The sequence below is a fragment of the Amycolatopsis rubida genome (genome assembly GCF_900115345.1).
GTDB classification, from domain to species: Bacteria; Actinomycetota; Actinomycetes; order Mycobacteriales; family Pseudonocardiaceae; genus Amycolatopsis; species Amycolatopsis rubida.
Genome location: NZ_FOWC01000009.1, coordinates 42,688 through 57,558, shown reverse-complemented (window position 1 = coordinate 57,558; position 14,871 = coordinate 42,688). Strand labels below are relative to the sequence as shown.

At 68.6% G+C, this 14,871-nt stretch carries 15 protein-coding genes and 1 pseudogene; 7 read left to right on the top strand and 9 right to left on the bottom strand.

Going from position 1 to position 14,871, the window contains the following annotated elements:
• The first annotated feature begins 166 nt into the window (after window positions 1–166).
• Both BM362_RS29750 and BM362_RS29745 read left to right on the top strand, forming a co-directional pair.
• The gene (locus BM362_RS29750; RefSeq protein ID WP_067575261.1) at window positions 167–1,264 is read left to right on the top strand and encodes an S-(hydroxymethyl)mycothiol dehydrogenase; all 1,098 of its coding nucleotides are present in this window, start codon (window positions 167–169) and stop codon (window positions 1,262–1,264) included.
• A gap of 65 nt (window positions 1,265–1,329) precedes the next feature.
• Window positions 1,330–1,887, top strand: a complete 558-nt coding sequence (locus BM362_RS29745; protein ID WP_067575259.1) for a hypothetical protein — start codon at window positions 1,330–1,332, stop codon at window positions 1,885–1,887.
• Here the strand turns inward: BM362_RS29745 and BM362_RS29740 are convergent.
• Both BM362_RS29740 and BM362_RS29735 read right to left on the bottom strand, forming a co-directional pair.
• Entirely contained in the window at window positions 1,880–2,587 is a 708-nt protein-coding gene (locus BM362_RS29740; RefSeq protein ID WP_093575368.1) for a class I SAM-dependent methyltransferase, read from the bottom strand. The two genes, BM362_RS29745 and BM362_RS29740, sit on opposite strands and share 8 nt — an antisense overlap.
• 28 nt (window positions 2,588–2,615) lie before the next feature.
• Window positions 2,616–4,226, bottom strand: a complete 1,611-nt coding sequence (locus BM362_RS29735; protein WP_244287329.1) for an FAD-binding oxidoreductase — start codon at window positions 4,224–4,226, stop codon at window positions 2,616–2,618.
• 16 nt (window positions 4,227–4,242) lie between these two features.
• Here BM362_RS29735 and BM362_RS29730 point away from each other — a divergent pair, with 16 nt between their 5' ends.
• The 5 genes from BM362_RS29730 (at window position 4,243) to BM362_RS29710 (ending at window position 8,916) form a co-directional block, all read left to right on the top strand.
• On the top strand, window positions 4,243–4,887 hold the full coding sequence (locus tag BM362_RS29730) for a TetR/AcrR family transcriptional regulator (protein ID WP_093575367.1): 645 nt from the start codon (window positions 4,243–4,245) through the stop codon (window positions 4,885–4,887).
• Entirely contained in the window at window positions 4,884–6,419 is a 1,536-nt protein-coding gene (locus BM362_RS29725) for a glycerol-3-phosphate dehydrogenase/oxidase (protein WP_093575366.1), read from the top strand. The genes BM362_RS29730 and BM362_RS29725 overlap by 4 nt, the downstream gene beginning before the upstream one ends.
• 177 nt (window positions 6,420–6,596) lie before the next feature.
• Complete coding sequence (locus BM362_RS29720; RefSeq protein WP_067575251.1) at window positions 6,597–6,839, top strand: helix-turn-helix transcriptional regulator; 243 nt, start codon at window positions 6,597–6,599, stop codon at window positions 6,837–6,839.
• A 2-nt stretch (window positions 6,840–6,841) separates the two neighbouring features.
• A complete protein-coding gene (locus tag BM362_RS29715) occupies window positions 6,842–7,741 on the top strand; it encodes an ABC transporter ATP-binding protein (protein ID WP_208865394.1) in 900 nt (299 codons plus the stop codon).
• The gene (locus BM362_RS29710) at window positions 7,738–8,916 is read left to right on the top strand and encodes an ABC transporter permease (RefSeq protein WP_093575364.1); all 1,179 of its coding nucleotides are present in this window, start codon (window positions 7,738–7,740) and stop codon (window positions 8,914–8,916) included. Before BM362_RS29715 ends, BM362_RS29710 begins: the two co-directional genes overlap by 4 nt.
• On the opposite strand, the gene BM362_RS49420 is transcribed toward BM362_RS29710, so the two are convergent.
• From BM362_RS49420 to BM362_RS29675, 7 genes and pseudogenes are all read right to left on the bottom strand, one after another.
• Entirely contained in the window at window positions 8,913–9,098 is a 186-nt protein-coding gene (locus BM362_RS49420; RefSeq protein WP_244287350.1) for a hypothetical protein, read from the bottom strand. The genes BM362_RS29710 and BM362_RS49420 overlap by 4 nt on opposite strands.
• A gap of 136 nt (window positions 9,099–9,234) precedes the next feature.
• Window positions 9,235–9,291, bottom strand: a pseudogene (locus tag BM362_RS49415) (MerR family transcriptional regulator); the annotation flags it as partial.
• Window positions 9,292–9,876: 585 nt separating this feature from the next.
• Window positions 9,877–10,251 carry a VOC family protein gene (locus BM362_RS47700; RefSeq protein ID WP_161269684.1) on the bottom strand — a complete coding sequence of 125 codons (375 nt, stop codon included), beginning with the start codon at window positions 10,249–10,251 and terminating at the stop codon, window positions 9,877–9,879.
• A gap of 9 nt (window positions 10,252–10,260) precedes the next feature.
• The gene (locus BM362_RS29690; protein WP_093575363.1) at window positions 10,261–11,619 is read right to left on the bottom strand and encodes a cryptochrome/photolyase family protein; all 1,359 of its coding nucleotides are present in this window, start codon (window positions 11,617–11,619) and stop codon (window positions 10,261–10,263) included.
• 63 nt (window positions 11,620–11,682) lie between these two features.
• The gene (locus BM362_RS29685; RefSeq protein WP_067575243.1) at window positions 11,683–12,999 is read right to left on the bottom strand and encodes a citrate synthase; all 1,317 of its coding nucleotides are present in this window, start codon (window positions 12,997–12,999) and stop codon (window positions 11,683–11,685) included.
• Window positions 13,000–13,190: 191 nt separating this feature from the next.
• Window positions 13,191–14,132 (bottom strand): carbohydrate kinase family protein, encoded by a 942-nt coding sequence (locus BM362_RS29680; RefSeq protein WP_093575362.1) that lies wholly within the window; start codon window positions 14,130–14,132, stop codon window positions 13,191–13,193.
• A 55-nt stretch (window positions 14,133–14,187) separates the two neighbouring features.
• Window positions 14,188–14,775, bottom strand: a complete 588-nt coding sequence (locus BM362_RS29675; RefSeq protein WP_067576484.1) for a TetR/AcrR family transcriptional regulator — start codon at window positions 14,773–14,775, stop codon at window positions 14,188–14,190.
• Between the last annotated feature and the right edge of the window lie 96 nt (window positions 14,776–14,871).

The window sequence follows — 14,871 nt, the reverse complement described above, 5'->3', positions numbered from 1 at the left end:
GGAGTATGTGGGCAGCTGGATATGGTGAGGGAGGAGTAGGTGGCTCGTGAGCGGCAATCCCAGTGCTGACCGCGATCAACACTCACGAGGCTGGGCTATGGCGATATGCGCATGATCCGTGGTTAGCTGCGGCTGGGAACGCCGTCGCGGGTGAAAGGTTGTGCGCATGCCGTACGAGGTCCAGGGAGTGGTGTCGCGGGCCAAGGGTGAGCCGGTCACGCTCGAAACGGTGGTGGTGCCCGACCCCGGACCGGGCGAGGCGGTCGTCTCGGTGCAGGCGTGCGGGGTGTGCCACACCGACCTGCACTATCGCGAGGGCGGGATCAACGACGAGTTCCCGTTCCTGCTCGGGCACGAGGCCGCGGGACGGGTGGACAAGGTCGGCGCGGGCGTCACCGATCTCGCACCTGGCGACTACGTGATCCTGAACTGGCGCGCGGTCTGCGGCACCTGCCGGGCCTGCAAACGCGGTAAGCCCTGGTACTGCTTCTCGACTTTCAACGCCGAGCAGCCCATGACGCTCACCGACGGCACGAAGCTGTCGCCCGCGCTGGGCGTCGGAGCGTTCCTCGGCAAGACGCTCGTCCACAGTGGACAGTGCACCAAGGTCGACGAGCGGGCCGAACCCGCCGTCGCCGGGCTGCTGGGCTGCGGCGTGATGGCCGGGCTGGGCGCGGCGATCAACACCGGGGCGGTCGGGCGCGGCGATTCGGTCGCGGTGATCGGCTGCGGCGGCGTCGGCGACGCGGCCGTCGCGGGTGCGCGGCTGGCCGGGGCGACCACGATCGTCGCGATCGACACCGACGACCGGAAACTCCAGTGGGCCAAGGACTTCGGGGCCACGCACACGGTCAACAGCCGCGGACTGAGCGAGGAGGACGTGGTCGCCGCGATGCAGGACGCGACGAACTCGTTCGGCCCGGACGTCGTGATCGACGCGGTCGGCCGCCCGGAGACCTGGCGGCAGGCATTCTACGGCCGCGACCTCGCCGGTACCGTCGTGCTGGTCGGCGTGCCCACGCCGGACATGAAGCTCGACGACCTGCCGCTGATCGACTTCTTCTCGCGCGGCGGTTCGCTGAAGTCGTCGTGGTACGGCGACTGCCTGCCGTCGCGGGACTTCCCGATGCTGGTCGACCTGTACCTGCAAGGCAGGCTGCCGCTGGACAAGTTCGTCACGGAGCGGATCGGCGTCGACGGCGTGGAGCAGGCTTTCGAGCGAATGCACCACGGCGACGTGCTGCGCAGCGTGGTGGAATTCTGATCCTTTTCGCTGACGCGGACTATCCGGCCGACCCGTACCCGGGAACCCAGCCGGACTGCTCGTACGTGCACCTCGACGGCGCGGGCCACGCCTTGGACACCGCGCCGCCGGGGTGGCGTTCTCGCACGCCGGTGCTCGCGTACGGGTCGAACGCGTGCCCGTCGAAGATCACCTGGCTGCGCACCCAGCTCGGCCTGACCGGGCCGGTGGTCGCGGCGCGCGTGCAGTGCACCGGGCTCGCCGCGGTGTGGGCCGCCGGGTTGCGGCGACGCGACGGCCAGCGCCCGGCAACGCTCGCCGCGCTGCCGGGCGTGGCGGAGAACCACTTCGTCTGGTTCGCGACGCCAGAACAGCTGGCGGTGCTGGACATCTGCGAGGGCCGCGGGAATCGGTACGACCTGGCGATGCTGGACAACGCCGACATCCGGCTGGATGGCGTGCTGCTTTCCGGAGTGCACGCTTACGTCGGTGCCGCACCAATCCGATTCCCGTTGCTGGTCAACGGGTCTCCGGTGCGCGTTGCCGACGTCGCCCAGGCGGACGCGGCGCTGCTGGCTGGCGAACCAGCGACCGGACACGGCCTCGCCTGCACCGTCCTGCCGCCGCAGCACACCTTCAGCTGACCCGCGGAATCGCGCGCACGGTGAGGAAGCCGACCGGTTCCCGGGCAAGGCGAGCATGCCGTTCCGGATCGGCCAAGGCGGCTTCGGCGGACGGACGTCCCTCGCGCAGCTGCTCGATCAGGAATCCGGCCTCGCGCAACTCCTCGCAGGTGCGCTCCAGCGGAGCCAGCCAGTACCGGACCCTCCAGCCGCGGCTCCAGACCTCCTCGATCACCCGGACCTCGAAGTAGTTGCCGCCGTGCCGGAGCCAGTCGCCGGTCGGATGCTGCCTCGACAGCACCAGCGCGCCGCCCGGCCGCAGCACCCGGCGGAACTCGCGCAGGGCGCCGACCCGGTCGTCCACATACTCCAGCGCGAGGGCGAACAGCACCTGGTCCACCGACGCGTCCGGCAGCCAGCTCAGCGGTTCGGCCAGGTCCTGGACGCGGAACTCGCCCGCCGGCACCCGCTCCCGGCTCAGCTCGACCATGCGCGGGCTGAGGTCGAACCCGGTCACCCGCGCGCCGCGGGCGGTCAGTTCTTCGGCGTAGAGGCCAGGACCGCACGCGGCGTCGAGGACGTGCTGCCCGGCGACGTCGCCCAGCAATTCCAGGCAGGCCGGGCGGTCGTAATGCGCGTTGTAGAACCCGTTCTGCGCGTGGTCGAGGAATTCGTCGGCGAACACTTCGTATTGCGGAAAGGAACCCACTGCATCGCTCACCCGCGCCAGTCTGCCCGCGCGGGCGCGTTCAGCCGAGCAGTTTTCCGGGGTTCAGGATCCCGGTCGGGTCGACCGCGGACTTGGCCGCGCGCAGCACGTCCAGCCCGATCCGGCCGATCTCCGCCTCCAGGTACGGCGCGTGGTCGAGGCCGACCGCGTGGTGGTGGCTGATCGTCCCGAGGCCGCTGATCGCCTCGCACGCCGCCGCCTTCGCGCGCTGCCACTGTCCGACCGGATCGGTGTCGTCGCGCGAGGTCAGCACGGTGAAGTACAGCGACGCACCGGTTTCGTAAGCGTGCGAAACGTGGCACATCACGATCGCCCGGCCCAGCGAGGCCACCAAAGCCGCGCGCACCGCGTCGTGCAGTTCGTCCAGATTGGACCAATAGGCCGCGGTTTCCAGGGTTTCCACGCACACGCCGAGATCCAGCAACGCGTCGCGCTGCCGCGGTCCGTTGAACCGGCCGTGCCGCCACGATTCGCCGAGCACCTTGCCGATCCGCACGGCACCGGAACACTTCAGCATCGCCGACGTCCGCCGCCGGCGCCGAGCGACGTCGCCTTCCCAGCCGACGATCAGCAGGCACGGGTTCTTGATCCCGCGCGCCGCGAGGTACGTCTTGAGCGCCGTGGTCTTCAGCCCGGCGTTGAGCGAGAACGACACATTCGTCTCGTCCACGTCGGACAGCCGGGTGACGTCCGCCAGCGCGTGGTCCTGCGCGAGCTTCCGCACCGCCGCCGCTCCGGCCGCCCAGCCGTCGACGATCCAGCCCTCGTAATGCCGCTGCTCCGGCAACGGCCGGACCCGCAGCGCGACCTCGGTGATCACGCCGAGCGTGCCCTCGCTGCCGACCGCGAGCTGCCGCAGATCCGGACCGGCCGCGGACGCCGGCGCGACGCCGAGCCGCCACTCGCCCTTCGGCGTGGCCAGCCGGAGCCCGGCGACCATGTCCTCGAACCGGCCGTAACCGGACGACGCCTGCCCGGCCGAACGCGTGGCCGCGAACCCGCCGATGGTCGCGCGCTCGAACGACTGCGGCACGTGGCCGAGCGTGTATCCGTGCGCCGCGAGCAGCCGCTCCGCCTCCGGACCGCGCACACCGGCCCGCAGCACCGCGATCCGCGACACCGGGTCCACCGACACCAGCTCGTCGAGCCGCACCAGGTCCAGCACGACCACCGCCGCCTTGCCGCCGCGCAGCGCCGCGACCCCGCCGACCACCGACGTGCCGCCGCCGAACGGGACCACGCCGATGTCGTGGCGCACGCAGACCTCCAGCACGGCCTGCACCTGGTCCGGGTCCGCGGGCAGCAGCACCGCGTCCGGCACCGGCACCTCGTCGCCAGCCCGCGCGTGCAGCAGGTCCAGATAGGACAGACCACCGGTGCGGCCGAGCCGTTCCCCCGGGTCGACGAGCACGTGGTCCGCGCCGAGAAGTTCCTCGAATTCGGTACGGACGGGCACCGTCAGCGCGGACTCGGCGACCGGGCTGCCCGCGCCGGTTTTATCTCCTCGATCCGGACCGACCTGGCCGATACGCTGGCCAAGCCACCGGACCGCGCGGTCGGGCAGGCCGGCCGAGGCTCCGCCCTGTTCGGTCCACGAACGCCGGATGCGGTGGTTGATGAGATCGCTCACGACTACAGTGTGACATATGGACGTCAAACGTCACTCCCGACCGGGAGCGGCCCCTTCCGCACTCGCGGACGCCCGCAGCCGCCCGACCTCGGCTCGCGTCGCCGGCGACGAGCTCCTCGACGCCGCGCGCCGGTGCGTGCTCGCAGTCGGCGTCCGGCGCACCACGCTGGCCGAAATCGCCCGAACCGCGCAGGTCAGCCGTATGACGGTGTACCGGCGGTTCCCCGACGTCCGCAGTGTGCTCGCCGCGCTGATGACGCGCGAGTTCAGCGGCCTGCTGCAACGGGTGAACGAGACCGGCGACCAGGCAGCGCACGCGCGCGACCGCATCGTGCACCTGGCGGCGGCCAGCGTCGGAGCGTTGTCGGCCGATCCGCTGTTCCGGACACTGCTGGACGTCGACGCCGAACTGGTGCTGCCCTACATCGTCAAGCGGCTCGGCGCGACGCAGCACTTCGCCGAGCAGGTGCTCCGAAGCCTGCTCGAAGAAGGACACCGGGACGGCTCGGTGCGCCTCGCCGAGGTCGCCGCCCAAGCCCGATCGGTGCTCCTGGTCGTGCAGTCGTTCGCGTTCTCGCTGCGCCCGGCCACCGCCGACGTCGACGAGGCCGCATTGCTCGCCGAATTCCGGCACCTGGTCGAAGCGGGGTTGAAACCATGAGCACCGGATCCCTCAACGCGCGCCGCCGTGAACGCGAACTGTCCCGGCTGGTCGACGGCGAACGCGTCGACATCCTGGTGGTCGGCGGCGGTGTCACCGGCGCGGGCATCGCACTCGACGCGGCCGCGCGGGGGCTCTCCGTCGCTCTGGTGGAGGCGCACGACCTCGCGTTCGGCACGTCGCGCTGGTCCAGCAAGCTCGTGCACGGCGGATTGCGATACCTGGCGAAGGGCGAACTCGGGCTTGCCCACGAAAGCGCGGTGGAGCGCGGGATCCTCATGACGCGCACCGCGCCGCACCTCACGCGCGCGCTGCCGCAGCTTTTTCCGCTCTATCCGGGTACTTCCGCCGCGCAGCAGGCTTTGATCGCCACTGGCCTCCGGGCCGGCGATGGGTTGCGGAGAGCTGCGCGTACACCGTCGTCAGTGCTGCCTGGGCCGCGCCGGATTCCCGCTGCCGAGGCGCTGGCCCTGTCCCCCGGCCTGGCTCCCGGTGGGCTTCGCGGCGCTTTGCTGGCGTACGACGGTGCTTTGGTTGACGACGCACGTCTTGTGGTCAGCATTGCCCGTACGGCGGCGTTGCTCGGCGCTCGAATCCTCACGCGTTTGTCGGCGGTTTCCTTGTCCGGCAACGAAGCTCAGGTCAGTGATGGCGTCTCGTCGTACACGCTTCGCGCGCGTCAGGTCATCAACACGACCGGTGTCTGGGCGGACACGCTGACTGACTCCGTACAGCTACGTCCTTCCCGCGGGTCACACCTGGTGCTCGCGCCGGAAACCGTGCGGGTCGGAGCCACGTCGGTCAACATCCCGGTTCCCGGCGAGACCAACCGGTTCGTGTTCCTGCTGCCGCAGCTCGACGGCCGGGTCTACTTAGGACTCACCGACGAGCCGGTATCCGGCGGGGTCCCGGATGTCCCGACGGTTCCTGAGTCCGATGTGGACTTCTTGCTGTCGACAGCGTCTTCGGTACTGGACCGCCCGTTGACCGCTGCCGACGTGATCGGCTCGTACGCCGGACTGCGGCCGCTCGTCTCCGGTTCCGCCGGACGCAGTGCGGATCTCTCGCGGAAACACGCGGTAGTCACCGGTTCCGACGGCGTGCTCACCGTGATCGGCGGGAAGCTGACGACGTACCGACGCATGGCCGAGGACGCCGTCGATGCCGCGTTGACACACGCCGGATTGCCCGCTGGCCCTTCGCGAACCTCGAAGCTGCCACTGATCGGTGCCGCACCGCGCTCGCGACTGTCGCTTGTGGACGCTCCAGCGCGGCTGGCGGCCAAGTACGGCACCGAAGCACCCCGCGTGGCGGCGCTCGGCGAACTGGAGCCGGAATTCGCCGCTCCACTGTGCACGTCGACGGAGATCACCGCGGCCGAGGTGGTGTGGGCCGTCCGCCACGAGGGCGCGACGACCGTCGAGGACGTCCTCGAACGACGCACCCGGCTGGCCCTCGTCCCTGCCGACGCCGAAGCCGCCCGCGAGCGGGTGGCCGAACTGGTCGAAAAAACGCTGGCCGGACTGTCCTGACTCCTGCGGCCAGCATCGCCCCAATGGGGCATTGGGGTCTTCTCAGCAGGGCGGTGTGCGGCGGGTTCGCTGCCGGCCCGGCGCGGCCGGGTCAACTACTGAGAAAACCACCTTGGGGCGGACAACTATCGGCAAGGCAGCTTGACGGGTCGTTGGGTTTTTGCAACAGTGCGGTCCATGAGCCCGGTGCGGCGTGGCAAGGAGCTGCCGATCCACAACCGGCTGCCGGCGCTGCGCGCGGAGCGCGGGATGAGCCGGGCGGAGCTTGCCGAGGCGATCGAGGTCAATCCGCAGACGATCGGGGCGCTGGAGCGCGGGGATCATTACCCCAGCCTCGACCTGGCGCTGCGCATCTGCGCGGTGTTCGACCTGCCGGTGGAGGCCGTGTTCAGCCGTGCGCCGCGGGAGGGGGACGCGTGACGCTGGAGATCGACCGGGTCAGCAAGCGGTTCGGCGCGAAAACCGTGCTCGACGGAGTGAGTTTCACCGCGGCGTCCGGCGAGCTGTTCGGGTTCGTCGGCAGCAACGGGGCGGGCAAGACCACCACGATGCGGATCGCGCTCGGCGTGCTGGCCGCCGACTCCGGCGAGGTGCGGTTCGCCGGGCGACCGGTCACGCACGACACCCGCGCGCAGATCGGGTACATGCCCGAAGAGCGCGGTCTGTACCCGAAAATGAAGGTCATCGACCAGCTCGTCTACCTCGCCGAACTGCACGGCCTCAGCACCAACGACGCGCACCGCGCCGCCGAGTTGTGGATCGCGCGGCTTGGGCTCGGGCCGAAGCGCGAGGACGACATCCAGAAGCTCAGTCTCGGCAATCAGCAACGCGTGCAGCTCGCCGCCGCACTGGTGCACGACCCGGCGCTGCTCGTGCTCGACGAGCCGTTTTCCGGCCTCGACCCGCTCGCCGTCGACGTGCTGAGCGGCGTGTTGCGCGAGAAGGCGGCGACCGGCGTGCCGGTGGTGTTTTCCAGCCATCAGCTCGACCTCGTGGAGCGGCTGTGCGACCGGGTCGGCATCATCCGCGACGGCCGGATGGTCGCGGTCGGCACCGTGGACGAGCTGACCCGCGACGCCGGACGTCGGCTGGTGGTCACCGCGCCCAGCGCTCATCCCGGTTGGGCGGCAACGGTTCCTGGTGCCCGCGTCGTCGAAAACCGCGGCAGCACGACTGTCCTGGAACTGTCGCCGAGTGCCGACGATCAGGCCGTGCTCGCCGCCGCGCTGGCCACCGGCCCGGTGACGGAATTCAGCCACCGCCGTCGCAGGCTGGCCGACCTGTTCCGCGACTCCGTCGCCACGCCGGGAGCACCTCGATGAGCCGGATCCGCCCCACCCGCGCGGTGCGGCTGGTGGCCAAACGGGAGCTCAACGCACGGCTGCGCACCCGGTCCTTTGTGGTCAGCACCGCGGTGATGTTGTTGCTGCTGCTGGGTTACGTGACACTGCAGGTCTTCCTCGCCCATGACCGGTCGACCACCGAAGTCGCGCTAGCCGGGCAGGCGCAGGGGATCGCCACGCAACTGGAGAACACCGACCGGAACCTCAAGATCGTCCTGGTGCAGTCCGAATCGGACGGATTGACCAAGGTCCGCGACGGTGACGCCGACGCGCTCGTGTCCGGCAGCGCTTCCCGGCCGCGGGTGACCGTCAAGTCCACTTTGGACTCCGAGCTGCGGACGACGCTCGACCACATCGCACAGCAACAGGTTTTGGACGCTCAGCTGTACTCCGCGAATCTCGACCCCGCCGCTGTGCACCAGGCAGTGTCTGCCACCCATGCCGACGTCCAGTCTCTCGAACCGGCGGATCCGCGAGCCGGGGCGAAGCTCGTGACCGGGATCGTGATCGCGATTCTGTTGTACGTCAGCATCATGACCTACGGAATGTTCGTCGCACAGGGCGTGGTCGAGGAGAAATCCAGCCGCGTGGTGGAGATCCTGCTCGCGACGGTCCGGCCGGTGCATTTGCTGCTGGGCAAGGTCATCGGGCTCGGCCTGGTCGGGTTGGCGCAGCTCGCAGTCCTCGCCGTGGCAGGTTTGGTGGCCGGTGGCGTTTCCGGGGTGTTCTCGATTTCCAGCGTCACGCTGGGAACGCTGGGCTGGGGTCTCGTCTGGTACCTGCTCGGTTTCCTCCTCTACGCCATGCTCTACGGCGCGGCCGGTGCGCTGGTGTCCCGGCAAGAAGACACGCAGGCCGTAGTGGGGCCGGTGAATATCGCGCTGGTCATCGGGTTTGTCGCGGGAATCAATCTGCTCACGCAAGCACCGCAGGGGACGGCGACGCGGGTCGTGTCGCTGATCCCGTTGCTGTCGCCGGTCCTGATGCCCGCGAGGATCGCGCTCGGCACGGTCCGGCCGTGGGAAATCGTGCTGTCTCTGGTGCTGACGGTCGCGCTGATCGCGGTAGTCACCTGGGCGGGTGCGCGAGTGTATCGGAATGGAGTGTTGCGGGTCGGCAGCCGAGTGCGGCTGGTTGACGCATTGCGCCGTTAGGGCACGCGACTCGGCGTGGGATCCGTGTGGCTATCGGCGAGGTAGCTCTGGTTGACCTCGATCAGCCCGTCGAGTGCGGACCGCGCCTCGGCGAGGCGATCGATCGCCGAGGACAGCCGACCGTGCTCTCGCCGCATCGTCGCCAGGGCAAGGTGTGCCTTGCTCGCGCTGGGTTCGGCCATGCACGGCACCATCTCGGCGATGACCCGGGTGGACAGTCCCGCGGCCAAGAAGGCCCGGATGAGACCCGGCGGACGTGCTCGTCGGCGTAATGCCGCTGACGGCCCGCTCGCTGACCAGCAACCCTTGCTCTTCGTAGTAGCGCAGCAGCCGCCGGCTCACCCCCGTCCGGGCGGACAGCTCCCCGATCCGCATGCCGCTCCCGCCTACGACGGGATCACCGAGATCTGATTCGACGGCTGGGCCGGCCACGACGCGTTCTTCGCGTCCGAGAACTACCCACTAGGACGAGGCGAAGTTCATCGATCTGGCTTCCGCCGGGAACATGGTCACCAGCGAGAAAACCGTGCTCTGAGGCCAGTCAAGCACCACCGGAAACGCCAGGACGCACACGACTGGCGGATCCAAGTCGAGCATTTCGGTGCGAGACCGGGGAAAGCCAGCCTCCGCGAGCAATCCGGTTCCCGCAGCCGGGCAACCGGATCCGGCCACATGCCCAGCGTGTGCACAGCCAACGCGGCATCGAACGACCCTTCGCTGAGCGACAGATTCTCGACCCAAACGCACCCGGCCAGTCGACCGGTGGAACGGGAAGCGGGGCGAAGGCGTTACGCCGAGCCAGCGGTCAGGGACGTCGGCGTTGTGCTGTTCTGCCAAGAGATCAGCTTCACGCTGACCGAAATCGGCCGCTTCCCGACCGGCGGACAATCCGGTCGGCAGATGGCGAACTCGCCGAACTGACCGAGCAGCTGGCGGAAAGCAACGAACGGGCGCCCGACGTCAAGACTCGAAGTCAGCTTGTTTCCAAGCCGGCTGCGGGCTCAATAAGTTCGAGCACCGCACCGTCCTGTTTGTCGCGCAAGTAGGCAAACCTGGTACCCGCCGAACCCACGTCGCACGGCCGGGGCCGCAGGCTGCGCCGGTTCTCCGGGAGGTGATATCGCAGCAGCTCGACTCGATGGCCGCCCGGCGCGACCACGATGGCGATCGAAGTGTCCGCACCGGCGACCCGGTCATGCCCGCGGCGAACTCCCCGCCGAGATGCCCGCGCCGGGCCAGCGTGAAACCGAGCGTGTCGACCCAGAAGTCAGTGGCCCGGTCGAGGTCGGTGACCGTGCCGCCGGTCTGTTCTGCGGCGTGCACAGCGAAGCTCATGTGTCCACGCTAAGACCCCGTGATCGCCCCATACCGCTGCAGCGCGACCTGCCGCTCCTCCGCGTGCTCCACGATCGGCTCCGGATACTCCTCCGGACGCTCCTTCAGCACGTGCACCGCTTTCCCTTCCACGCCACGCAATTCCGGCACGTACCGGCGCACATAATCGCCCTGCGGGTCGAATTTCTGGCCCTGCGTGGTCGGATTGAAGATCCGGAAGTACGGCGCGGCGTCCGTCCCGGATCCGGCGACCCATTGCCAGTTCAGCTGGTTCGACGCCAGATCGCCGTCCACCAGATGCTTCATGAAGTGCCGCGCACCCCACCACCACGGCAAATGCAGGTCCTTCACGAGGAAACTCGCCACGACCATCCGGACCCGGTTGTGCATCCAGCCCTCGGCCAGCAACTGCCGCATTCCGGCGTCGACGATCGGGTAGCCGGTCCGCCCCTCGCACCACAGCGCGAACATCTCCTGCGCGGTTTTTCCGGTGTCGTAACGCATTCCGTCGAACCGCCGGTCATAGTTCCGCCGCGCGGTTTCCGGCCGGTTCCACAGGACGTCGGCGTGAAACTCGCGCCAGCACAGTTCGGACCGCAGTGCCTGCGCACCCTCGGACCGCTTCCCGGCCAGGTCGGCCAGCATCGTCCGCGGATGGATCGCGCCCCAGCGCAGATAGGGGGAAAGCTTTGTGGTGCCAGCATGGTCCGGACGATCGCGTTCCGTCGCGTAATCCGCGAGACCGGCGGAGAGAAAATCCTCCCACCCGGATAACGCGGCTTCCTCGCCAGCTGGCGGAAGCTCGCACTCCACCTCCGGCGTTTCCGGCAGGGACTCGGAGGAAGAAGGCTTTATCCAGTCCACAATAGACACATTCGTATCCGCCGGACGAGGCCAGCCGTGCTGCGCCCAAGCACGATAGAAGGGAGTGAACACCCGATACGGCGTCCCGTCCGGCTTAGTTACCCGCCCCGGCGTCACGGCGTACGGCGAGCCTGTCGGCACCCACTGAATTCGATGCTCCGCCAAGGATTCAGCCACGGCATCGTCGCGCTTGCGCCCGTATGGTGCGGTATCCGCAGAGACGTGTACCGCTGCCGCCAGGATCTCCCGTGCGGCGGCCACGACTTCCCGCACCGGATCGCCGTAGCGCACCATCAATCGGCCGGACAACGCTTTGTCCAGCTCCCGCAAGGAATTCAGCAGGAATGCGACCCGCGGCGAACCGGCCGGTTTGAGCAGCCGGTCGTCCAGCACGTACAGCGCCAGAATGCGTTTGCTGTGCTTGGCCGCCTCGAACAGGGCGGCATGGTCTCGCAACCGCAGATCCCGGCGGAACCACAGCACGACCGGCGCTTCCATCGTCATGCCGCCCAACGATAAACGCCCCGCCGCGCAAAGGCACGGCGGGGCGTTTCACCAAGCAGGGATTCAGCGCTCCGACATCGGGGTGTAGTCCCGGGACTCGTAGCCGGTGTAGATCTGACGCGGGCGGCCGATCTTCGTCTGCGGGTCGTTGATCATCTCGCGCCAGTGCGCGATCCAGCCGGGAAGGCGGCCGAGCGCGAACAGCACGGTGAAGAACTTCGTCGGGAACCCGAGCGCGCGATAGATCAGACCGGTGTAGAAGTCCACGTTCGGGTACAGCTTGCGCTCGACGAAGTAGTCGTCGGACAGCGCGGTTTCCTCGAGCTTCTTGGCGATGTCGAGCAGCTGGTCGCCGCCCTTGAGCTTGCCGAGAATCTCGTCCGCGGTGTTCTTGATGATCTTCGCGCGCGGGTCGTAGTTCTTGTAGACGCGGTGCCCGAAGCCCATGAGCTTGACACCTTTTTCCTTGTTCTTCACGCGGTTGACGAACGTCGCGACATCGCCGCCGTCGTCGCGGATGCCCTCTAGCATCTCCAGCACCGCCGCGTTCGCACCGCCGTGCAGCGGGCCGAACAGCGCGTTGATGCCCGCCGAGATGCTGGCGAACAGGTTCGCCTCGGACGAGCCGACGAGCCGCACCGTGGAGGTGGAGCAGTTCTGCTCGTGGTCGGCGTGCAGGATGAACAGCAGGTCGAGCGCCTTCGCGACGTCCGGGTCGACCTCGTACGGCTCGGCCGGGAAGCCGAACGTCATCCGCAGGAAGTTCTCCACCAGGCCCAGCGAGTTGTCCGGGTACAGCAGCGGCTGGCCGACGGACTTCTTGTACGCGTACGCCGCGAGCGTCGGCACCTTCGCCAGCAGGCGGATAGTGGACAGCTCGACGTTGGGCTCGTCGAACGGGTTCAGCGAGTCCTGGTAGAAGGTCGACAGCGCGGAAACGGCGCTGGAGAGCACCGGCATCGGGTGCGCGTCGCGCGGGAAGCCGGAGAAGAACGCCTTGAGGTCCTCGTGCAGCAGGGTGTGCCGCTGGATCCGCTCGGTGAAGTCGGCCAGCTGGGCCTCGGTCGGCAGCTCGCCGTAGATGAGCAGGTAGGACACCTCGATGAAGGTGGACTTCTCCGCCAGCTGCTCGATCGGGTAGCCGCGGTAGCGCAGGATGCCCGCATCACCGTCGATGTAGGTGATGGCCGACGACGCGGCGCCGGTGTTGACGAACCCGGGGTCGTAGGTGATGTACCCCGTCTGCGCCAGCAGCTTTCCCAGCTCGATCCCCGGCGCGCCCTCGACCGGGTTGACGACCTTGAACTCGTGCTCGCCACTCGGCAGGCGCAGCGTCGCGGTTTCGCCGCCGGACTGCCCCGCATTCGTCGCGTCGGACATGCAGGTCCCTCTCACGTTGGGCACGGGACGGCGGCGCCTGCAAGGTTCCGCAGTAGCCACGTGTTCACGCGAGGAAACACGCGCCTCGCTGCACACCGCCCCGCTGGGTATGAATTCACCACTACGCTAGTCGAAGGGTGGGTCAGTCCGCACTCGCTGCGTTGCCCCAAAAGGCCCCATTGGGACCAGGTTCACACGGTGGCCGCCATATCCGCGGCAGTCGGCGGCTCCGCTCCGCTGCGGGAGACCGTGATCGACGCCGCTTTCGCCGCATAAGCAAGCGCTTCGGTCCACGCGTTCGCGTCGAGTGCGGCCAGGTCGCGCACGGTGCGCTCGTGCAGCCAGGCCAGCAACGCGCCCTGCACGGTGTCCCCGGCGCCGATCGTGTCCGCGACCGCGACCTTGCGGGACGGAACGTGGGCCAGCTCACCAGCCGAAGTGATCACAGACAGGCCGTCCGCGCCCCGGGTGAGCACGACGGCGTCCACACCGGACTCCACCCACGATTTCGCGGCGGCTACCGGGTCCGCCCCTTCGGCGAGCCACGCGGCGTCGTCGTCGGAGATTTTCAGCAACCGCACGTCCGGCAGCCACGACGCGAAGCGCGCGCGATAAGCCGCCGGGTCGGCGATGAGCGCCTCCCGGATGTTCGGGTCAAGCACCGTCAGGGTCCCACGCGCGGCTTCGCGGCGCAGAATTCGCTCGTACGCGCTCGCGCCGGGTTCGAGCACCATGCCGAGCGTTCCGAGCGACAGCGCGGTGGTTTCTTCTGGCAGCGCACCAGGATCGGAGACCAGCCGATCAGCGGTTCCCTCGACGTAGAAGGTGTACTGCGCGGCACCGCGTTCGTCGAGCGCGACGACGGCGAGTGTCGTTGGCTCGGCGCCGCACTGCAGCAACGAGGTGTCGACGTTCGAAGCGGAAAGGCGATCCGCCAACGCGACGCCGAACCGGTCAGTGGAAACCCGGGACAGGAACGACGCGGGAACGCCGAGCCGGGCCACGGCGAGCGCGACGTTGTACGGACCACCGCCGAGCCGGGGCAGCAACGCGCGCAACCCACCGTCCACAGTGGAATCCAACGGTTCGCCAGGAACGAGGTCGACCAGCGCCTCTCCACCCACCACGATCACAAGCGGCGAGTGTAGAGGAACCGGTGCTGACAATTCCTGTCCCGATGCGGACAAATCAGTTCTTGTCGAGCCCGCCGAGCAGAAGTTCGCCGAGCGCGGTGAACGCTTCCGCGTCGGACACGTCGGTGCGCCTGCCGAGCACCCCGGTTTGAATGCCCTCGATGATCAGTCCGGTCATTTCGGCCACGAGCCGCGCGTGCACGTCGCGGAACACCCCGTCGGCGACGCCCTTGTCGATGAACCCGCGGATCTGGCGCGCGGCGGCGCGGCTGTTGAGCTGATAGGTGTCGCGGGCGGGCGCGAACGCGGCGATGTCGGCCATGAACTCCGGCGACGCCCGGTTCAGGTGCTCAGAGACGCCGGAGAGGTACTCGCCGATCAGCTCGCGCGCGTCGTCGATGCCCGCGATCCGCTTTTCCAGGCGTTCGGCGGCGTCGCGGAAGAAGTGCGCGACGACCTTGACCGCGAGCTGCTCCTTGCTCGGTGCGAGCGCGTACAGCGTCGATTTCGAGCAGCGGAGCCGGGCGGCCAGATCGTCGAGCGTGAAGCCGGCGAAGCCCTCCGCCAGGAACAACGCCTCAAGCTCGCGCAGCAGCGCCTGCTGCCGCGCGGTGGGACGGCGACGGGCTTCAGGGGTGGACATCACGTCACTATCTCCTATCGATCAGAGACAGCCCCGCTCCGCATACGGTACTCTCAATCAGCCGTTAGTACTGTTTTCAGTACCAATGTCTGGGAG